This window comes from Metabacillus litoralis (assembly GCF_007994985.1).
GTDB lineage: Bacteria > Bacillota > Bacilli > Bacillales > Bacillaceae > Metabacillus > Metabacillus litoralis.
The window spans coordinates 77,324-99,538 of record NZ_VOQF01000006.1 but is presented as its reverse complement, the minus strand read 5'-3'; the positions used below and the strand labels follow the sequence as shown (position 1 = coordinate 99,538).

The following is a 22,215-nucleotide window of genomic DNA, read 5'->3' as shown; positions in this document are numbered from 1 at the left end:
GAGGAGGCTCAGCTTCCTCCCCGTGGAAAGCGAGTGTCTGCAGCGCAATGGAACGAACTTGTTTCTTTCAGCTTAATTGAATTTAGATTTATTGTCTTTTTGTATGACTTCTTTAATTATGTCCCAGCCTCATCTTTTTGACTTAAACACCATGCTAAACAACACTCAAATAAAAGAAAGTCTGATCTTAAGAATTTCTTCAAAATTTCACTACCCTTCTGTTAAGAACTCTTGTTTATACTAAGAAAAATCTCAACAAATATAACTCATGGTATACTTTGGAAAGGAGGATGAAAAGATGAATAATTACACCGTTTTAGTAGTAGATGATGATAAAGAAATTCGCGAAGCGATTGAGATATATTTGAAAAATGAAGGTATGACAGTTATCACGGCTCAAGATGGTGTTGAGGCGATTGAACGTCTGAACGAACAGGAAATTCATTTGATTTTATTAGATATTATGATGCCTAGAATGGATGGTATTTCAACAACATTTAAAATAAGAGAACAAAAAAACATCCCTATTATTATTCTGAGTGCTAAAAGTGAAGATACAGATAAAATTTTAGGATTACAGGTTGGAGCAGATGATTACATAACAAAGCCATTTAATCCTTTAGAGCTTATTGCTAGGGTGAAATCACAGCTTAGAAGATATGTAACATTAGGTCCTTTTGAAGGAAGAAATAAATCAATTGATCTTAATGGACTAACAATCGATCAGGCTGCAAAAGAAGTTGCTGTTGGTGGCGAACCTGTGAAGTTAACTCCAATTGAATTTAAAATTGTTGAATTGTTAATGGTTAATGCTGGTCATGTATTTTCTATCTCTGAAATTTATGAAAGAGTATGGAAAGAACCTTGTTATAACGCTGAGAATACCGTTGCCGTGCATATTCGTAAAATACGTGAAAAAATAGAAATTGACCCTAAAAATCCAAGATATTTGAAGGTGGTATGGGGAATTGGATACAAAATGGAAAAATAGGTCTTTATTAATTGTATGGCTAGTTTTATTTACATATGGAATAAGTGGTGTTCTTTCCGTTATAAATAATAACTACGATTTTGAGAAGCAAAGTTATTTTAAAACATCACAGTTTGAACAAACTATTGATGAATTACTAATGTATGTGAATTCATTTGAAATTGCATATCAATCTAAGGAAGAAGTAAAAAAATTAATTACAGTATCAAATGAAGAAATAGCAGAACATCGATTTCATTATGGTAATTTAACTGATCAAATAATGAATATTGAGGGTCAATATGTATCTAAAATCGAAGAAGCTCAATCTGAAAATGTTGCAGAATTATATCGTAAAGAAAAAGATGAAAAAATCGCGGACATTACGAAGAATTTCGAAAGTGATGAGTATGTTAAAGAAAAAATTATAAAAGAAAAAGAGCAAGCAATTGATGAACACTTTGATGGTCTTGAGAGCTATCGAGGAGAATATCAATCATACAAGGAAGCCTTTTTCTATTATTTAAAAAATACCTCATCAGGTGATGTTTACACTAATTTACCAATTAAAGATGATAGAAGTATTGAAAAATATATTAATGAAGAAACAACACACCATGTGATAGAATACCCTTCAAAACAAAACACTTATTTGTCGTTGAATAATAGGGTACTTTATCCTGACGAGGAATACCTTCATGTAGGTGACGAAAATTCAGATGATCTGTATGAGGGTACAATTGCAGTTGTTAAGAATTCTGGAAATAATAACTTTGTTTTAGCGAATTACCAAGAATTTAAAACCCAGCAGAAGCTTTTCTGGGGGAAAGTAATTGCTGCAATTATTGCTCTATTTATTAGCTTCTTTATTGGGAGAAAATTAAATGTTATTAGTCGAATTCAATCAAATCGAATAAAAGGAATCGCTGATAAACTACCTATAGATGTAGCATTTTTCTTTTTCGGTTGTACAACATTTTTTTGGTGGATCTTATTTTTGGACTCTCTAGATTACATCTATTATGATTTTGTATGGTTTGTCATTGAGCTAGGGTGGTTGTCGCTATTCCTAGGTTTATCTCTTGTTCAAGGAATCTATTTATATCCTAGAGTAATAAATGTCTTTTCTCATAAAGAGAAGCTAGAAAATACACTTACAAGTAAGTTAATTAAAATGGTTCAAGTGGCATTTTTAAATAAAACTGTAGGTTGGCAAGTCTTTACCTTATTAGCAATTGTTTTTGTGTTTGGAGCAGGATTTGGCCTTGTACTTTATGAACCTGAAATTTTACTTGTTTATATACCTGTTTTTATCGTTTTAGGTTTACCGATTTTCTTACTAATTGTGAAACGCACTGCATATTTTAATGAGATAACAAGTAATACAAATGCTTTAGCAAATGGTCACTTTGAACCGGATTTAAAAATAACTGGTAAATCTGTGTTGGCAAAGCTTGCAGAAGATATAAATAGTATGAAACATGGTGTAAAAAGATCACAAAAGGAACAAGTGAAAAGTGAGCGATTAAAAACAGAATTAATCACGAATGTTAGTCATGACTTACGTACTCCATTAACATCAATCATCACTTATTCTGAGCTATTAAAGAATCCTAATATAGAAGAAGATGAACGGAAAACATATATTGAAATTATTGACCGTAAATCTAAAAGACTTAAGAGTTTAATTGATGATTTATTTGAGGCATCAAAAATGGCTAGTGGAAACATTGAACTATCTAAGGCGAAAGTTGATGTTGTTCAACTGCTTCAACAGGCTTTAGCAGAGTATAACGAAAGTATTCAGGAGTCGACTATTCAATTTAGAGTAATGAATCCAGAAAGCTCTGTTTTCTCATATGTAGATGGTCAAAAGCTTTGGAGAGTTTTTGATAATTTAATTGGCAATATTCTTAAATATTCACTAGAGCATACAAGAGCTTATATTCAAGTGAAGGAAGAGAATAACCAAGTATGTATTACCTTTAAAAATATATCTAAATATGAACTGAACGATGATGTTGAGGAATTATTTGAAAGGTTTAAAAGAGGAGATAAGTCACGCCAAACGGAAGGATCAGGATTGGGTCTAGCGATAGCTAAGTCAATCATAGATCTCCATGAAGGTCAACTTAATATTGATGTGGATGGGGACTTATATAAAGTAACAATTTTGCTGAATAAAATAGAAGAATAAATTTTAATAAAAGGGGTCAGACAGGGGTCTGACCCCTTTTATTACCTTTAATTACATAAACTTAACGAGTTACATATAATCCCTTTACAATTTTTCTCTAAAATTGTATTGAATGTTAATTTATCACAATTCTTTCTATGGAGGAGTAATGAAAGAAAATATTATATTTATTCATGGTTTAACAGGGAATCAACGAGCGTTCAATAAACAAATGAATTATTTTAAAGGTAAATATAATACATATTCTTATAATTTACTAGGACATGGAGATGATAGAGGACAACAGGTTGATTTTTCATTAGATAAATTAGTACAACAATTAGAAGAGCTTTATGAAAATAAAGGAATTGACGAAGCTCATCTTTGTGCACTTAGCTTTGGCTGTTATCCTGGTACAATTTTTGCAACAAAATGGAAATATAAAGTGAGTAGTTTATGCTTTATTGGTGGACACTACAATTTTCCCTCACGATTATTTGAGGTGTTCATGCACTATTGGGATAATCTTGATGAAGATTATTCAACATGGTTAAAGAAATATACAAATGCGATCTACCCAAAAGGGAATGTGTTTGATCATTATTCAACACTTTCACAGAAAATTTATTATAAGTATGGACTTGAGTTAGAAGAATCGATATTACTAAGGGCGATTGAACATAGACTGGAATATGATCTGCGTAGTGATCTTCGAAAATTGGAGGTTCCTATTTTATGGGTTATGGGGGAACATGACTATTTATATAAATCATCCTTAAAAGAATTAAACAAGGACATTCCACATGTAATTTATAGAGAAATAAAATACGCAGGTCATGCCGCAAACTTATATCGACCTAATTGCTTTAAAGATATGTATGAAGAATTCTTAGTTCAACATCAACAAGAAAAAACGCATACCTACTAAGAATTGTCATAATATAGCTGTTTTTTAAGGTATAAAATGGTAATTTAGTATACTTTGATCTAATTAATGCATTTATTAGATGGGAATTCTTCGAATGATCTTATTTTAGTATAGATTTATAGATTTAAGGATGAAATTTTTTTCAAAAGATGATATGATAGAATTATCTTAAAATTTCATAGACTAACAAATATTTAGAGGAAGGTGACACGATGACATCAAGAGTCGAAACAAATGATAGTAGTTTACCGCTACGTAAGGATGTAAAAGCACTAGGACATATATTAGGTGAGATCATTGTACATCATGGTGGTACCGAGCTACTTGAAAAAGTAGAAAAACTAAGAATGATGGCGAAAGATCTTCGAAATAACTTTGATAAAAAAATATATGATGAAATGAAAAATGAGATAGTAAATTTAGATCCACCAATGAGAAAACAAGTTATTCGAGCATTTTCAATCTATTTCCATTTAATTAATGCTGCAGAATCTAATCATCGAATTCGCAGACGTCGTGAATATCAGCTTCAAGATGATCATGTTGTACAATCTGCTTCAATTGAGAGTGCACTTTTATCATTAAAGGAAAATGAAATTGATGAGGCTACAATTCAAAATGTACTGAATACGTTATCATTAGAACTAATTATTACTGCACATCCAACAGAAGCAACAAAACGCTCTGTTATTGATATTCAAAAGCGTATTGGTTTGATCTTAAAAAGTCTAGATAATCCAATTTTAACAAAGAAAGAACGCAAAAAGTTAGAAGATAGCTTACTTAATGAAGTAACAATTCTTTGGCAAACAGATGAATTACGTCATCGTAAGCCAACTGTAATGGATGAAGTACGCAATGGTTTATATTATTTTGACCAAACATTTTTTGATGTGTTACCAGATATCCACCAAGATTTAGAAGAAGGTTTAGGAGAACAATTTCCTGATCATAAATGGAATGTTCCTAACTTCCTTAGATTTGGATCATGGATTGGCGGGGACCGAGATGGCAACCCTAATGTAACTCCAGAAGTTTCATGGGAAACGTTAGAAAGTCACAGAGAATTAGCAGTTAAGAAGTATACAGAATCTTTAACTGAATTAATGAAGCGCTTTAGTCACTCAATTACACGTGTAGAAGTTAGTGAAGAGTTATTTGCTAATGTGGAAGAAGAAGAGCAAGTATATTTACAAAGCGGAAAACAATGGCCAGTAGAAACGGAAGTTTACCGTCGTAAACTTGCTGTCGTTTTAGTGCGCCTAGAAGAAGTAGGTAAATCTGAATTAGGATATAAATCATCTGATGAGCTATTAGAAGATCTTTATCTAATTCAAAGAAGTGTGAATAAGCATCAACCAGCACAACGTGAGTTGAAAATGCTGAAAAAATTAATACGTCAAGTTCAATTATTTGGATTCCATTTAGCTACATTAGATATTCGTAATCATAGTGGTGAGCATGAAGCTGCTATAACGGAAATTTTAAGAAAAGTTAAAGTTGCAGATGATTATTCAACACTTTCAGAGGAAGAAAAACTAAAAACCTTAGAAAATGTTTTAAAAGATCCACGTCCAGTTCTTCTGTTAAATGAAGATTATTCGAAAGAAACACAAGAAATGATTAAAGTATTCACGATGATTAAAAAAGCGCATGATACTTTTGGCAAGAACTCAATTCTTGTATATCTTATTAGTATGACACAATCTGCAAGTGATTTACTTGAGGTATTGGTACTTGCTAAAGAAGCTGGAATTTACAGATTACATGTTGATGGTAGTGTAGAGAGTGATTTAAATGTAGCTCCTCTTCTTGAAACAGTTGATGATTTGATTGCAGGTCCAAAAATTATGGAAACATTATTTACAATGGATGTTTACCGAAATCATTTGACAATGCATGGTGATTCACAAGAAATTATGCTTGGTTATTCAGATGGTAGTAAAGATGGTGGAACAATTACTGCTAACTGGAAGCTATATAAAGCACAATTAGAAATTCATGATATGGCAAAACGTCATAATATCGGCTTAAAGTTCTTCCATGGTCGTGGTGGATCATTAGGACGTGGAGGCGGTCCGTTAAATCGCAGCATTCTTTCACAGCCAGCTGAAACATTAGGTGATGGAGTGAAAATCACAGAGCAGGGTGAAGTGTTATCTTCACGTTATTTAAGTGAGGATATTGCATATCGTAGTTTAGAACAAGCAACATCTACATTGCTAGAAGCATCTGTTAATTTATCAGAGGGATCTGAGCAAAAACATTTACGTGAACAAGCTTGGGAAGATGCGATGGAAGAGATTTCAAATGTTTCTCTTAAAAAGTATCAATCATTAGTATTTAATGATCCTGACTTTTTAACATACTTTACAGAAGCGACTCCACTAAATGAATTAGCTGAATTAAATATTGGTTCACGTCCAATGAAACGTAAAAACCGAAATCGCTTTGAAGATCTGCGAGCAATTCCATGGGTATTTGCATGGACTCAAAGTCGTCAGCTTTTACCAGCTTGGTATGCGGCAGGAACAGGTTTAGAAAGCTTTGCATCAAAAGGTGAAGAGAACTTAAAATTATTACAACGCATGTATAGTGAATGGACATTTTTCCGTTCGACAATTGATAACTTACAAATGGCGTTAATGAAAGCAGACATTACAACAGCAACTGAGTATACGTCACTTGTTAAAGATAAAGCAATTGCAGAGCGTATTTTTGGCAATATTGTTGAAGAATATAATAAAACGAAAACAATTCTACTCCAAATTTCAGGTGATGAGGAACTATTAGATCATACACCAAATATTAAAGAATCTGTTCACAGACGTAATCCTTATGTGGATCCGTTAAACTTCTTACAAGTTGAACTGATTAAAGAGCTTCGTGAACAAGAAGAACCTAATGATGAATTATTAACAGAAGTATTATTAACCATTAGCGGTATTGCTGCAGGGTTACGTAATACTGGTTGATTTAATATGTTTAAGGACTATCGATTAATATCGATAGTCTTTTTTTGCGTTTTAATAAAATCTGAAATGTAAGGAGGAAACCTTGAATTCTGTTCATGATTTAGCAATGTCTCTCCATTATAAAAAATCAGTATGTATGTGACCAGGAATGCGTAAGAAAATCTGACGTGATTTCAGTTATTATCAAAAATTTAGATGTATCCATGTAGGAAATCTTACAAAATGCAAAAGAAACCTATCTGAGCGTTTAACATTATGTATGATGTCAGTTTATGAGACTAAGAGTAAAATTATTTTATAGAAAACGATCTTGAATGCACAGCAAGACTGTCAAAGCTGTTTCTTATCTTATTCGACCATTTGATAGGGAGTGGAATGTGAGAAGACCATTATAAAAGAAAAAAGATTGTTCGTTTAGTTAGTTGACACTTGCGAAGGAATTTTTGAACAGGGGGTTAGAAGGTGAACACAAAAAGCAAAATTTCATTTATAGACCTGGCAAGTAATTTTGAAGAGGTGGAACACGGCTTATCAAAAAGAGAGGCATATGAAGAAGCACATCGATGTTTATATTGCTATGATGCACCTTGTATTACAGCCTGTCCTACTGGTATTGATATTCCGTCTTTTATTAAGAAGATATCTACTGGTAATTTAATGGGCTCTGCTAAAACAATTATGACATCAAATCCTGTTGGAGCAAGCTGTGCACGTGTATGTCCAACTGAGGAGTTATGTGAAGGGGCATGTGTGTTAAATCACTCAACAGCACCTATCATGATTGGAAATTTACAAAGATATGCCACAGATTGGGCTATTCATAATGAAAAAGTTTTCTTTAAACCGGGTGAGAAAAATGGGAAAACTGTTGCAATTGTTGGGAGTGGTCCTGCTGGTCTTTCAGCTGCTAGAGAATTAGCTGTATTGGGCTATCAAGTTACTATATTTGAAGCTGAAGAAAAAGCGGGAGGTTTAAATACGTATGGAATTGTCTCTTTTCGACTTCCACAAACCGTTTCCTATTGGGAAAGTGATCAAGTGAGAAAGTTGAATGTCGAAATAAAAACAAATACACGAGTAGGTGTGGATGTTTCAGTTGAAGAACTATTGAATAACTATGACTCAGTGATTTTAGCAATCGGTATGGCAAACGTACCGAAAATAGGAATTGAAGGTGAAGATGTAACTGGAGTATACGATGCAATAGATTTTGTTAAAGAAACCAAAAAGAAAGCTATCCCTCAAAATTTTATCGGTAAGAAAGTTGCAGTAATAGGAGCAGGCAATACTGCAATTGACGCAGCAACATGTTCAGTTCGATTAGGAGCTAAACATGTCAAAATCATCTATCGTAGAACATTAGAGGAAATGACTGCCTATGATTTTGAGTATGAGTTTGCCAAACAAGATGGTGTTGAATTTAGATGGTTAACAGCACCAAAGAAAATCATTTCAGATGATACAGGTAAAGTAATTGGACTTCAGTGTATAAAGATGGAGCTTTCAAAGGAAAGTGTTGATGGAAGAAGGAAACCACTACCAATTGAAGGATCAGAATTTGTTATAGAGGTGGATGCAGTTATTCGCGCTATAGGGCAGTCCAGACACTTGGAGTTGTTGGAACAATTTCAGGTAAAACATAAAGATGGAGTTGTACAGTTAACAGGAAACTCCCATCAAACATCTAATCAAAAGGTTTTTGCCTGTGGTGATGCAATTTTTGGTCAAGGTCAGGGAGAAGCAATGGTCGTTTCTGCTGCACAACAGGGTAAATTAACAGCTTATGAGCTACATGAAAAGTTAGGAAAACAATCAATTGGAATAGCGTAAATTTCCAGAAATCAATGACAACGAGTACTTTAGGGGGGCTTTATTTGGCTGATTTACAAATTGAACTTGCAGGTATCAAATCACCTAACCCGTTTTGGTTAGCGTCTGCTCCTCCAACAAATTCAGGATATCAAGTACAACGTGCTTTTGAAGCAGGATGGGGTGGGGCTGTTTGGAAAACATTGGGTGATCCAATCATTAATACTTCTTCTCGTTTTGCTGCTGTTAGCTTTAATGGGCAAAGAGTTGCTGGTTTTAACAATATTGAACTTATAACAGATCGACCACTTGAAGTGAATTTAAGGGAAATCTATGAAACGAAAAAGAGATTTCCAAATCACACGATTATTGCTTCATTGATGGTGGAACCAAAGCAAGAGAAATGGCATGAGATTGTCAAAAGGGTTGAGGATGTAGGTGTTGATGGTCTAGAGCTTAACTTTGGCTGTCCGCATGGTATGGCAGAACGTGGAATGGGCGCAGCTTCTGGTCAGGTTCCAGAGTTAGTTAAAAAGCAAACCTATTGGGCAAAAGAGGTTGCAAAAACACCTGTTATTGTAAAACTAACCCCAAATATTACGGATATCACAGTAACTGCTGAAGCTGCCGTTAATGGTGGTGCAGATGCTATTAGTATGATTAATACAATTAATAGTTTAGCAGGAGTAGATATTGATACCTGGAATACGATCCCACATGTTGGAGGGAAAGGAGCTCATGGTGGTTACTGTGGACCGGCAGTTAAACCGATTGCTTTAAATATGGTGGCAGAATGTGCGAGGAATTCAACTATTAATGTACCGATTTCAGGAATTGGTGGAATTTCAAACTGGCAAGATACTGTTGAATTCCTATTAATGGGTGCTACAGGTGTTCAAGTTTGTACTGCCGCGATGCATCATGGTTTCCGAATTGTTGAAGATATGATTGATGGACTTTCGAACTATCTTGATGATAAAGGGATACATTCAGTAATGGATCTTGTTGGAAAGTCAGTACAAAAGTATTCTGATTGGGGAAATCTAGATTTAAATTATAAAGTTGTTGCTAGAATTAATAATGATACATGTATTAACTGTAATAAATGTCATATTGCATGTGAAGATACTTCTCATCAATGTATTGATTTATTAAAAGATCCAATTGGTAAATCAGTATTAAAGGTGAGAGAGGACGATTGTGTTGGGTGTAACTTATGTTCAATTGTCTGTCCAGTAGATGGAGCAATTGACATGGTAGAAGTGAAAACAGAACTATCACCTATGACTTGGAATGAAAGACAAACTGTATTATCAACACTACAAACTAGTGCCGTTAAGTTAAGTTAGTAAAAGGAAACGAGGTGCTTTATATGAAAAAATTAATTATTAATGGAAAGATTGTTACAGCAACTGATTACTATAAAGCTGACATTCTAATAGAGAATGAAAAGATTGCTGCAATCGGGAAGAAACTTAATACAGATGTAGATGAGGTAATAGATGCAAAGGGAGCTTATCTCTTACCTGGGGGGATTGACCCACATACACATCTTGACATGCCATTTGGTGGAACCGTAACAAAAGATGATTTTGAAACAGGAACAATTGGAGCAGCCTTTGGAGGAACGACAACAGTTATTGACTTTTGTTTAACGAATAAGGGTGAACCACTGAAAAATGCAATAAAAGCTTGGCATGATAAATCGGTGGATAAAGCTGTTATTGATTACAGTTTTCACTTGATGATAGGAGAAATCAATGATGAGGTACTATCTGAGCTTCCTAGTATTATAGATAATGAGGGAATTTCTTCATTTAAAGTGTTCATGGCTTATAAAAATGTTTTTCAAGCAGATGACGGAACATTGTATCGAACACTTGAAACTGCTAAAAAGCTTGGTGCTTTAGTAATGGTTCATGCAGAAAATGGGGATGTTATTGACTACTTGACTAAGAAAGCTTTAGCTGAAGGAAAAACGGAACCAATATATCATGCTCTTACAAGACCACCAGAAATTGAAGGTGAAGCAACAGGAAGAGCTGCAAAATTAACAGAACTTACAAATTCACAGCTTTATGTTGTTCATGTTTCTTGTCAGGATGCGCTTGAAAAAATTGCAGAAGCAAGAAGTAAAGGAATTGATGTGTGGGGAGAAACTTGTCCTCAATACTTAGTATTGGATAAAACCTATTTAGAAAAACCAAATTTTGAAGGTGCAAAGTATGTATGGTCACCTCCTTTACGTGATAAACACCATCAAGATGTTTTATGGAAAGCTTTAAAAAGTGGTGAGCTACAAACAATTGGTTCAGATCAATGCTCATTTGATTTTGATGGACAAAAATCACTAGGAAAAAGTGATTTCACAAAAATCCCTAATGGTGGTCCTATGATTGAAGATCGTATGAGCATTCTTTTTTCAGAGGGAGTAAAAAAAGGTCGTATTACACTTAATCAGTTTGTTGATATCACATCAACTCGGGCAGCAAAGCTATTTGGATTATTTCCGAAGAAAGGAACAATTGCAGTTGGTTCTGATGCAGATATCGTGATTTTTGATCAGAATGTCGAGCGTACTATTTCAGCCAAAACCCATCATCTAGCAGTAGATTATAATGCTTTTGAAGGTATGAAGGTAACAGGTGAACCAATTTCTGTTCTATCTAAAGGAGAATTTGTTGTTAAAAATAAAGCGTTCGTCGGAAAAGCTGGTAAAGGAAAGTTCTTGAAAAGAGCAAAATATGGAGAGCAACTTGATATAAATCAAGAAGTGAAGATACTTATGTAGTGGATTTAGATCATAAGATCATAAAAATGTAGCAACGGAAGATAAAATAAATAACAAAATACTAGCTATACTTCCATTAAGCTCATGATCTATTAACACAATGAGTTATCGCTTCAAACGTATAAATTATAGAAACTAGTCTTGTAAGGTATTAACGATAATAAGGGGGTATTTGCATGGCAAACAATTATTTAAAGTCTCCTGATCTATTACCTATATCACATGAAAAAAAGAAGATTAGTGCGGTTGGATTTTCCTTTATATGGGTTGGTATGGCTGTTGTTTTGGCTGCTTTTGCAATTGGTGGAGCAGGTGTTCAAAGCTTATCCTTAGGGTGGGTAGTTGTTGCAACGATTGTTGGATCAATAGCACTAGGACTTTTGATGACAATGACAGGAGATATTGGAGTTGAACATGGATTATCTTTTCCTGTTTACATGAGAGCACCTTTTGGAACTGTTGGTACACATATTCCATCAATTGTACGTGGATTTGTTGCTTCCTGTTGGTTTGGGGTAAATACTTATTTTGGCTCAACAGCTATGAATGCAATTTTAGCAACAGTTTTTGGCTTTGATAACTGGTTTGTTTGTTTTCTCATTTTTGCAACATTACAGTTAGTCAATACTGCACTTGGAATAAAAGCAGTTGAGAGATTTGCAGATTTGGCTGCTCCAATTATAATTTTAATCTCTATTTGGATGTACTTCACTTTATCTGATCAAGCACTTCAGCAAGGACGTGAAGTATGGTCATGGGTCGAGAGCCCTGTTACAGGAGGAGCGGCCGTTACTGCTTTTATCGTTGTGATCATGTCTAATATGGGATTTTGGGGAACTTTAACTGCAGATATGCCTTCTTTATCAAGATTTGTTAAAGCTCCTCTAAATGAAAAAAATTGGTTTAAACGAAACAAAGCTCAAATTGCTGGAAATTTAATTGCATACCCAATTGTTCAAACTTTTATGGTTGTAATAGGGGCTGTTTCCTATATAGCAGTTGCAAACTACGATCCAGTAGTTGCACTTCAGCAATCTGCCAATGGTCTGATATTAGGAATATTATTAGTAATGATTGTTTTTGCTCAATGGTCAACAAACATATCAGCTAATCTTATACCAGCTGCTACAATTTTTTCGAATGTTGGAGGTCCGAAAATGCCATTTTGGGCAGGCGTTATTGCTGCAGGAATTCTAGGGATTGTTGTTCAGCCTTGGAGTTTGTTTGGAATTATAATAGAAATGCTCTTAATTATTGGAGGAGTACTTTCAGCAATTGTTGGAATTTTAATCGCAGATTATTATTTAATTCGTAAACGTAGAGTTAATGTCCCTGATTTATATGAAACAAATGGACAGTATAAATATATGAATGGAATAAATTGGGCTGGATTAATTTCATGGGCTGTTGGAGGCATAGCAGCTATTATCTTTTCAAATTATTCGTTTCTTGTTGGTTTAGCAGTTGGGTTAATTAGTTATTACCTCTTAGGTAAGTATTGGTGGTTTGAAAAATATAAGCAAGCGGAAATAGAAGACCCAAATGATGAAAAATATCTAGGCATCTCAGTGGGGAGAAATTGGGAGATTGAAGTTGAACAAAAAAGAGAAGTGGGTGTGGTTATTCCTACAGATCCGATAACAGAAAAGGGATAAAGGAAGAAGGGGAGAACATGTCAGAATACAAGGAATTTCTACTGGAGAAAGAAAAAATAGATCATTTATTTGATCAAGAATTTCAGATAACTCTTGTGATTGAAAACTTAAATGGAGCAATAGTCGATTTTGAAAAAACAGTGAATGAGGAAATTGAAACCAAACAGCTTCATATCAAAATGGCTGAGTCCAGAAAATATTTTGCAACGCATTTATTAATGAGAGCTAAGTAACAATGTTAGTAGGGCAGATATTTGTCCTACTTTTTATGTGGAGTTAAAAAAAGGATATTTGCTATAAATTTACTATTACTATTTGTTGCTTATCATCAGATATTTGCAAAAGACGTTTAGAATGAAAACAAGAGTCATTTATATGTAAATAAATGTAACAACTTAATGGTTTTTCAATTACCTTCTGCTTATACTTATTAATTATGATAGATGAGGTGGTTAACCAATGAAATCATACATTACTGTTGGAGAGATTATGTCAAGAAAACACTTTGACCAGACAAAGGTAATAGCGGGGGAGAGTGGTTTGACTCGTCAGTTAAAATGGATTCATATTATAGAATCACCGCAAGTGAATTCCTTATTAAAGGGGAACGAGCTCGTTTTATCCACAGGGATTGGTTGGAAAGATAACCCTAAAGATCTTCTTTATTTTGTTCAACAATTAATAGGGTGTAATGCTGCAGGTTTATGTATTGAAATAAATACACACATAACAAATATCCCTCAAGATGTTATAGCATTAGCTAATACACATCAATTTCCTATAATTATCTTTCTTAAAGAAGTGCTATTCGTTGAAATTACCCAGGATATTCATTCTCTTATTATTAATAAGCAATATCAACTCCTCACAGATTTAGAGCAATTTTCACAAAAACTAAATAAAATGATGTTAGAGGTGGATCAACACGAGCAATTTTTGACTTTAATACAAAGCTATTTGGATGTACAAGTCATAACAAAGTTTAATTGTGGGAAAGTGGAATGTTTCCCTAATTTAAGTGCACAGCAAAGACAAAGGTTACTTAATGAAGCTCCAAATAGTAAATTGTTTATATCAAAGCTTAGTAAAAACGTTCAGATTCTTGGTGACCGTTATGCAGAGCTTATTATCATCTCCAAAAGTAGGAATTTAAATGAATTTGATGCGCTTATTTTAGATCGAACAGCAACAATACTTGGTCAATTCTGGTTAAGGGATTTATACGTAAGTGAGAAGAAAATGGATAAAGAACATGAATGGTTAACTTCATGGCTAAATGCTGAAATAAAGAGTGATGTCCTTTTTAATCACCTTTCACCCCTCCATATACCTTCTAGTTTTTCTGGTGGCATTGTCTGGGTTTGCTATGTGAAGGAATTACTGGAACGATCTCCAAATAAGGAATTTACTTATTTTAAATTAATCACAAGAACAGTTTTTGAACAATTTGGTTTTCATTTGTTTTATGTTGAATCTGAAAAAAATCTAATTATTATCTCTCTGGATAAACGAAAGAATGATAATTGGAAGGAAAGAATGACAAAGGCTCTTCACAGCATACATCATCATGATTCACATAGTCGAAAAAGCTATTTTGATATATCTATTGGTGCAGGACAATATGTGAAAAATATAATGAAGATTAATAAAAGCTATCAAGCGGCACTAAATACATTGAAGTTACAAGAATATGTGAATAAAGAAAACAGAAGTTATTTTTATGAAGATTTGCATATGTATCGCATGTTAACTTTATTAAAGGAGCAAGGAAATTTAGAAGAAACAGTTTATGAATATTTAGAGCCTGTTATGGAGTATGACAAAAGCTACAACGGTGAGCTATTAACAACTTTAAAAACATATTTAGCATGTAATGGCTCTAAACAAGAAACTTCAAGAAAACTATTTATTGTCAGACAAACTCTTTATCATCGTATTGAAAAGCTGGAAACAATTTTAGGTGGAGATTTTATGCAATCAGGAAAGCGCCTTGAGTTAGAATTTATGCTTGTGGCTTATGATTATTTAACGAAGTACAAAAAAGAAATCTATTTAAAGACTCAAACTCACTAATAAAGTCAGAATATTTATTTTTTTGTATCTGAGAGTCTGGTTTTCTCAAAGGCTTTTTCTAATTCAATAATTGAAGTGGTAAGAAAGAATTATTGCTTTCTATTCAAGAATAAACCATTCAAATTGTCGTTTTATTCAAATATCTTATTTTACAATTTGTCTAATGAACGAGTTACGTAAGTAATTAATAATAGAAATATGTTATTTATTTATTTTATTAACATATAGGATGGAGTTACATGCGAAAGGAAGCAATAGACAAATTGAAAAAGCCAAATGTTACAAAGTAAAACTTTATAAAGTAGTCAAAAAAAGGAGTGTTCTGATGCAAAGACAAAAGGTAAAAATAAATGGTGAAAGCCTAAAGAATAGTCTTGAAACATTTGCTAATTTTGGTAGAACAGATAAAGATGGGGTTTCAAGATTATCGTTGTCAGCTGAAGATATTTCTGCAAGAAACTATTTTTGTGAATACTGTAAAGATCTTGGTATGACAATAAAAGTTGATGATATGGGGACTATATATGCAACTCTTGAAGGTGAGCAAGATAAACCACCGATTGTGATAGGCTCACACTTAGATTCGGTTAAAAAGGGTGGACGTTTTGATGGTTCATTGGGTGTTATTGCTGGTCTTGAGATTATAAAGACATTTGTTGAATATAATATTAAGCCAGCAATACCGATCATGATTGTTAATTTTACAAATGAAGAAGGAGCAAGATTTGAACCCTCTATGATGGCTTCTGGAGTGCTTTCAGGTAGATTTTCTAAAACAGCAATGCTACAAAAAAAGGATGTTAATGGAGTTACTTTCTCTGAAGCTCTCGATGATAGCGGATATAAAGGAGTAATCGAAAATAGATTGAAAGAAGCGACAGCTTTTTTGGAATTACATATTGAACAAGGGCCAATTCTAGAAAGTGAGTCACTTTCTATCGGAATCGTTGAATGTGTACTAGGAATGGTTTGTTATGAAATCGAAGTTATTGGAGAATCAGATCATGCAGGCACAACTCCTATGAATATGAGAAAAGATGCACTTTTTACAGCAACGGATTTAATAACAGAAATTCGCGAAAAAGTTGGAATATTAGATGATGATTTAGTATTTACTATTGGAAGAGTAAATGTCTTTCCAAACATTCATACTGTTATACCAAATAAAGTAATCTTTTCATTTGAAGCAAGACATAAGGAACCTAATGTTATCCAACAAGTAGAAGAAATAATTCAAGGGTTATCTGCTTCTACAATAACAAAGGGCTGCCTAGTTAACACATCTAAACTATGGGATCGAAAAACAGTTTTGTTTGATCAAAACGTATGTAATACCTTAGAAGAATCAACTAAGATATTAGGATACCCATTTAAAAGAATGGTGAGTGGTGCAGGCCATGATGCACAATTTATCGCAAATTTCATTCCATCAGCTATGATCTTTGTACCTAGTATGAACGGTAAAAGTCACTGTGAAGAAGAATTTACAACGTATGAAGATTGTAAAAAAGGTGTGAATGTCTTGTTAGAAACCGTTCTAACGATTTTGTCTAAATATTAAATATAAGAATAGAATATAGAAATTTAATCCAAAATAAACATGTCACATAATAGCGTGTTTATTTTTTTGGACCTTTTTCCAAAATCTATCGTTTATTTTGTGTGGAAATAGTAAAATAGTTACATAAAATAGGAAATATTAGGGGGGTTAAAATAATGGAGAGTAAACCATTGCATTATGATGGTAGTGTTCAAGCTGATTATGCTGAATCAACTTCTATAAATGAAACTGAAGCGTTTGAAATCACAGATGAAATGAGAAAGAATATTGCTGTAAATCCTTTCAATGTAAATATAACTGAATAAAAGTTTTTCAAGGGGTATGTCTTTTCTTTGACAAATCCCTTTTTTATTAAATTAAAAACTCTTTATTGTGTAAAATTTTGTTAGTAATAATGGTAAGTTGAATTTCAAAGTGAAATAGTTGACATCTATTAATACCTTTAATATAATTATCTCGAATTAATAATACTTTAATTAATTGTAATATATCATGTATTTTTTATTTGTTTTTGATAGAAAATAAGGTGACAAAATAAAAGGAGAATGACTAATGGCAAAAATATTATACATTACAGCACATCCACACGACGAAGCACAATCATTTAGTATGGCAGCAGGAAGAGCTTTTATTGATTCATATAAAGAAGCAAATCCTAGTGATGAAGTTGTACACATTGATTTGTATAAAGAGGATATTCCGCATATTGATGTTGATGTATTTAGTGGTTGGGGTAAGCTACAAACTGGAAATGCTTTTGATGAATTATCAGATGAAGAAAAAGCAAAGGTGAGCCGACTAAGTGAATTATGTGAGCAATTTATTTCTGGAGATAAATATGTTTTCGTAACACCTTTGTGGAACTTCTCATTTCCTCCAGTAATGAAAGCATATATCGATTCAGTGGCTGTATCAGGTAAAACATTCAAATATACTGAGCAAGGACCAGTTGGATTATTAACAGATAAAAAAGCACTACATATTCAAGCACGTGGTGGAATTTATTCTGAAGGTCCAGCAGCTGAATTAGAGATGGGTCATCGCTACTTAAACGTTATTATGAATTTCTTTGGTGTGCCATCATTTGAAGGGTTATTCATTGAAGGGCATGCTGCAATGCCAGATAAAGCAGAAGAAATTAAAGCAAATGGAATTGCTCGAGCAAAGGATTTAGCTAAGACTTTTTAAGGAAATATTAGAGGTTGGGACAAAGTCTTTAACAAAATTGAAACCGAATAATGGTAGTTAGGTGTAGTTACGATACTTCTTATCTGATAAATACTCCCGCTTTCCACGGGAAAATGGCAGAAACATTGTTGAGGATAGTCGATGCTTTTTCAACCCGAAGGAGTCTACGTATATTTTATCAGTTAAGCTAACTATTACTTGTTCGGAAATTTTTGTTAATCACTTAAGTTGTGTCCCAGCCTCTTTTCATTTTATTTATTAATTAAAGCCGATCTATACTTTTTAATTTCTTCTTCAATCTCATTTAATTTCATTTCGAGCTTTTCAGTTGAGTGACCTGTAGATTCAAGTTTCTCAATATTTCCTTGGACTTTAATATACTCCATTTTTAATTCATCAATTTTTTGATTAATCTCATTTGGCGACAAAATACATTCTCCTCTCTTGCTAGTCATATTTCTATATTATTTATAGTAACAACTAAATGAAAATAAGTAAAAAGCAACCATTCAATACAGATAGATGGTTGCTTTTACTTATTATATATCCTTTTATTAGTAAGCGTTTTCATAAATCACACCTTTAAATGTGATTTTAAATGTAGTTTGTTGATCTTTCACTGAATTCTTCTTTAGTTCTTTTATTCTATTTACAGCTTCTGTCATACCAGATGCACTGATTTTCTGTTCTGTTGTTTCATTTCCATTATCAATTAAAAAAACAAAATGCTTCATTTGTTGCTCCTCCTAAGATGTTCTTTTATTTTTTTGTCATTGTAAAGTTTAATATTTTTAAGATAGTTACATTATAAAATAAATTGAAGACCATTTGTGTAAGTGCTTTCAAAAAAATATGAACAATTTGTGAATGCGTTTTCACAAAGGGGTTTTAGTGAAGGATTCTTCACTAAAATAAATATATAGCAAACGAAATGATAATTGAAATAGCAAGAATGATATAGATGAGTGAAAGTCTTGAGATGTTTCCTTTTGTTTTTTCATCATAGTTATTATCACCTTTACCACCTAATAAAACGGTTCCTAACAAAGCTAGTACACCAATTACAACAACTAACATCATAAGTATTTTCATAAAGTACTCCTTTTAAACATGAATTTTCAAATTTAATTTTAACGAGTCAATGAATGATCTTCACTTAAAGAAGAGGTCAACAATATTTTAGCCTATCTTTGAAGTTATTTCTATTATACTAGTTAACTGAACAATTATGTATCTTTCGAAGGTGAGTAAATACTTGCTCCATAATGCTTATTTAAAGTAACAAATGTTAAATGAAGAAAAATGTCGAGGTTTAACAGATTAATAAGTGTGGAATGGTATTTATATAACATACTCATTGAGTAGTACAAGTACTTGAAATAAACAGAAGAAGCGCTTCTTTACACGTTATTGTGTTCTACACACAAGGATAAGTCAAAATCTTTGTATTTTTGATACATTGTTACGATTGATGCACGAATGTAAAATATATTTAAGAAAACAATATGAAATTCATATTCTGTTTCTTTTATGGAGGTGTTTATAGTGCAGGTCAATTCAAGAGATTTTTTCCTTTTTCTATCAAAAAATAAAACTTTGAACCGTGCCGCTCAAAGTTGGGGTGGCGGTATAGCCTCCGGTAAAATTGTTGGTGGAATTGATTTTCCCAGCTCTGTAAAATTTATAAAAGAGTTAAATGAAGAAGGGCTTTCTGTAACAGTGGATCATTTGGGTGAGTTTGTTACAAGTGAATCAGTTGCGAAAGAACGAACAGAGGAATGTATTCAAACAATTGAAACGATCGCAGCCCAAAAGATAAATTCTCAAGTTTCTTTAAAGCTAACTTCTTTAGGCTTAGATATTAATGATCAATTAGTTTATGAAAATATGACCAAAATCTTAGATACTGCTGAAAAGCATCAAATAATGGTCACAATTGATATGGAAGATGAACAGCGTTGCCAGAAAACACTAGATATATTTAAAGATTTTAAGCAAAGCTACAATTATATTAGTACAGTTTTACAAGCGTATCTTTATCGCACAGCAAAAGATATTGATGATTTAAACGAGTATCATCCTTCACTGAGACTGGTGAAAGGTGCATACAAGGAATCAGCAGATGTAGCATTTCCTGAAAAGTCAGATGTTGATGATAATTTCAAGAAAATAATTAACATGCATTTGTTAAATGGAAACTTCACGGCAATTGCTACACATGATGATGAAATTATTGAATATACAAAAAGATTAGTAGATAAACATAATATTCCTAAGAATCAGTTTGAATTTCAAATGCTATATGGCATGAGAACAACAACTCAAAAGGAATTAGTAAAAGACGGATACAACATGCGAGTTTATATTCCATATGGTCAAGACTGGTATGGATATTTTATGAGACGCTTAGCTGAACGCCCAGCGAATCTCGCTTTCGTACTTAAGGGAATGACAAAAAAATAACTTTATAAATCTATTAGAAAAAAATAGAAACTAATATTAACAACAAAGGAGAGTCGATTTACATGACAACAGCTTACAAACATGAACCATTCACTGATTTTAACAATGAGGAAAACCGTAACCTATTTCAACAAGCATTAGCTAATGTGAATGAAATGATGGGAAAAGAATATCCACTAGTGATTAATGGTGAAAGAGTTACAACAGATAATACGATTGTTTCTTACAACCCGGCAAATAAAGAAGAAGTTGTTGGAAAAGTTTCAAAAGCAAATAAAGAACATGCTGAACAAGCGATTCAAGCAGCATCGGAAGCATTTGAAGATTGGAGATATTGGAATCCAGAGGAAAGAGCAAATATCTTATTTAGAGCAGCAGCTATTATTCGTCGGAAAAAGCACGACTTTTCGGCTTTATTAGTAAAAGAAGGAGGAAAGCCTTGGAAAGAGGCAGATGCTGATACAGCTGAAGCAATTGACTTTTTAGAGTATTATGGAAGACAAATGATTGAATTAGCAAAAGGTAAGCCGATCAATAGCCGTGAAGGTGAAATTAACCAATATGTATATACGCCAACAGGTGTAACAGTTGTTATCTCACCATGGAACTTCTTGTTTGCAATTATGGCTGGAACAGTTGCTGCTCCAATTGTCACAGGTAATACAGTTGTTTTAAAACCTGCTAGTACAACACCAGTTATTGCAGCACTGTTTGTTGAAGTGCTTGAGGAAGCTGGCTTACCAAAAGGTGTAGTGAACTTTGTTCCAGGTAGTGGAGCTGAAGTTGGTGACTATTTAGTTGATCATCCAAAAACAAGTCTTATCACATTCACAGGTTCACGTGAAGTAGGTACCCGTATTTTTGAACGTGCTGCGAAGGTTCAAGAAGGACAAATGCATTTAAAACGTGTAATTGTTGAAATGGGTGGTAAAGATACAGTTGTTGTTGATAAAGACTGTGATATAGAGCTTGCGGCTCAATCTATCTTTACTTCTGCATTCGGTTTTTCAGGTCAGAAATGCTCTGCAGGCTCACGTGCCGTTGTTCACGAAGATGTATATGATCAAGTTCTTCAAAGAGTAGTAGAAATTACTGAAGAAAAAATTGTAGGTAATCCTGAAAATGCTGACACTTATATGGGACCAGTTATTGATCAAGCTTCATTTGATAAAATTATGGATTATGTTCGTGTAGGTAATGAAGAAGGACGCTTAATGACTGGTGGTAAAGGTGATGATTCAAAAGGTTACTTTATTCAACCAACAATCTTCGCTGATCTTGATCCCAAATCTCGTTTAATGCAGGAAGAAATCTTTGGTCCTGTTGTTGGCTTTTCAAAAGCAGCTGATTTTGATGAAGCTCTGAAAATTGCAAACAACACAGAATATGGTTTAACAGGTGCTGTCATTACTAGAAATAGAAAGCATATTGAGCGTGCAAAACAAGAATTCCATGTAGGGAATTTATATTTCAATCGAAATTGTACAGGAGCAATTGTTGGCTATCACCCATTTGGTGGATTCAAGATGTCAGGTACAGATTCAAAAGCCGGCGGTCCAGATTATTTAGCTCTACACATGCAAGCTAAAACAATAAGTGAAATGCTGTAAAAAGTATTGAAATATA

Annotated in this window: 18 protein-coding genes; 15 read left to right on the top strand and 3 right to left on the bottom strand. The window is 33.3% G+C overall.

Features of this window, described 5'->3' with window-relative positions; translation table 11 throughout:
* Positions 1-298 precede the first annotated feature (298 nt).
* The 13 genes from FS935_RS11360 to FS935_RS11305 all read left to right on the top strand — a co-directional run bounded on the left by FS935_RS11360 (position 299) and on the right by FS935_RS11305 (position 18,126).
* Entirely contained in the window at positions 299-991 is a 693-nt protein-coding gene (locus tag FS935_RS11360) for a response regulator transcription factor (RefSeq protein WP_146948620.1), read from the top strand.
* Positions 969-3,167, top strand: a complete 2,199-nt coding sequence (locus FS935_RS11355; RefSeq protein WP_146948618.1) for a HAMP domain-containing sensor histidine kinase — start codon at positions 969-971, stop codon at positions 3,165-3,167. Before FS935_RS11360 ends, FS935_RS11355 begins: the two co-directional genes overlap by 23 nt.
* A 148-nt stretch (positions 3,168-3,315) precedes the next feature.
* A complete protein-coding gene (locus FS935_RS11350; RefSeq protein WP_146948615.1) occupies positions 3,316-4,074 on the top strand; it encodes an alpha/beta fold hydrolase in 759 nt (252 codons plus the stop codon).
* 212 nt (positions 4,075-4,286) lie between these two features.
* Positions 4,287-7,049, top strand: a complete 2,763-nt coding sequence (gene ppc / locus FS935_RS11345) for a phosphoenolpyruvate carboxylase (protein WP_146948613.1) — start codon at positions 4,287-4,289, stop codon at positions 7,047-7,049.
* Between the two features lie 462 nt (positions 7,050-7,511).
* The gene (locus FS935_RS11340; protein WP_240050893.1) at positions 7,512-8,879 is read left to right on the top strand and encodes an NAD(P)-dependent oxidoreductase; all 1,368 of its coding nucleotides are present in this window, start codon (positions 7,512-7,514) and stop codon (positions 8,877-8,879) included.
* A gap of 44 nt (positions 8,880-8,923) precedes the next feature.
* Positions 8,924-10,207, top strand: a complete 1,284-nt coding sequence (gene preA, locus FS935_RS11335; protein WP_146948611.1) for an NAD-dependent dihydropyrimidine dehydrogenase subunit PreA — start codon at positions 8,924-8,926, stop codon at positions 10,205-10,207.
* Positions 10,208-10,230: 23 nt separating this feature from the next.
* Positions 10,231-11,649 (top strand): dihydropyrimidinase, encoded by a 1,419-nt coding sequence (hydA, locus tag FS935_RS11330; protein ID WP_146948609.1) that lies wholly within the window; start codon positions 10,231-10,233, stop codon positions 11,647-11,649.
* 176 nt (positions 11,650-11,825) lie between these two features.
* The gene (locus FS935_RS11325) at positions 11,826-13,304 is read left to right on the top strand and encodes an NCS1 family transporter (protein WP_146948607.1); all 1,479 of its coding nucleotides are present in this window, start codon (positions 11,826-11,828) and stop codon (positions 13,302-13,304) included.
* A gap of 17 nt (positions 13,305-13,321) precedes the next feature.
* On the top strand, positions 13,322-13,537 hold the full coding sequence (locus tag FS935_RS11320) for a hypothetical protein (RefSeq protein WP_146948605.1): 216 nt from the start codon (positions 13,322-13,324) through the stop codon (positions 13,535-13,537).
* Between the two features lie 226 nt (positions 13,538-13,763).
* Positions 13,764-15,377: a PucR family transcriptional regulator gene (locus FS935_RS11315; protein WP_146948603.1), complete on the top strand. Its 1,614-nt coding sequence runs from the start codon at positions 13,764-13,766 to the stop codon at positions 15,375-15,377.
* A gap of 325 nt (positions 15,378-15,702) precedes the next feature.
* Positions 15,703-16,938, top strand: a complete 1,236-nt coding sequence (locus FS935_RS11310; protein ID WP_146948601.1) for a Zn-dependent hydrolase — start codon at positions 15,703-15,705, stop codon at positions 16,936-16,938.
* Between the two features lie 155 nt (positions 16,939-17,093).
* A complete protein-coding gene (locus FS935_RS23650; RefSeq protein ID WP_168714480.1) occupies positions 17,094-17,243 on the top strand; it encodes a hypothetical protein in 150 nt (49 codons plus the stop codon).
* A gap of 247 nt (positions 17,244-17,490) precedes the next feature.
* The gene (locus tag FS935_RS11305; RefSeq protein WP_146948599.1) at positions 17,491-18,126 is read left to right on the top strand and encodes an FMN-dependent NADH-azoreductase; all 636 of its coding nucleotides are present in this window, start codon (positions 17,491-17,493) and stop codon (positions 18,124-18,126) included.
* Between the two features lie 251 nt (positions 18,127-18,377).
* Here the strand turns inward: FS935_RS11305 and FS935_RS23645 are convergent, their stop codons facing one another.
* The 3 genes from FS935_RS23645 to FS935_RS11295 all read right to left on the bottom strand — a co-directional run bounded on the left by FS935_RS23645 (position 18,378) and on the right by FS935_RS11295 (position 19,218).
* On the bottom strand, positions 18,378-18,554 hold the full coding sequence (locus FS935_RS23645; protein WP_168714479.1) for an SE1832 family protein: 177 nt from the start codon (positions 18,552-18,554) through the stop codon (positions 18,378-18,380).
* 126 nt (positions 18,555-18,680) lie between these two features.
* A complete protein-coding gene (locus tag FS935_RS11300; protein ID WP_146948597.1) occupies positions 18,681-18,860 on the bottom strand; it encodes a hypothetical protein in 180 nt (59 codons plus the stop codon).
* Positions 18,861-19,032: 172 nt separating this feature from the next.
* Positions 19,033-19,218 carry a hypothetical protein gene (locus tag FS935_RS11295; protein ID WP_146948595.1) on the bottom strand — a complete coding sequence of 62 codons (186 nt, stop codon included), beginning with the start codon at positions 19,216-19,218 and terminating at the stop codon, positions 19,033-19,035.
* 453 nt (positions 19,219-19,671) lie between these two features.
* Between FS935_RS11295 and FS935_RS11290 the strand changes: the two genes are divergently transcribed.
* Complete coding sequence (locus tag FS935_RS11290; RefSeq protein WP_146948592.1) at positions 19,672-20,589, top strand: proline dehydrogenase family protein; 918 nt, start codon at positions 19,672-19,674, stop codon at positions 20,587-20,589.
* A 62-nt stretch (positions 20,590-20,651) separates the two neighbouring features.
* Entirely contained in the window at positions 20,652-22,199 is a 1,548-nt protein-coding gene (gene pruA, locus FS935_RS11285; protein WP_146948590.1) for an L-glutamate gamma-semialdehyde dehydrogenase, read from the top strand.
* Positions 22,200-22,215 lie beyond the last annotated feature (16 nt).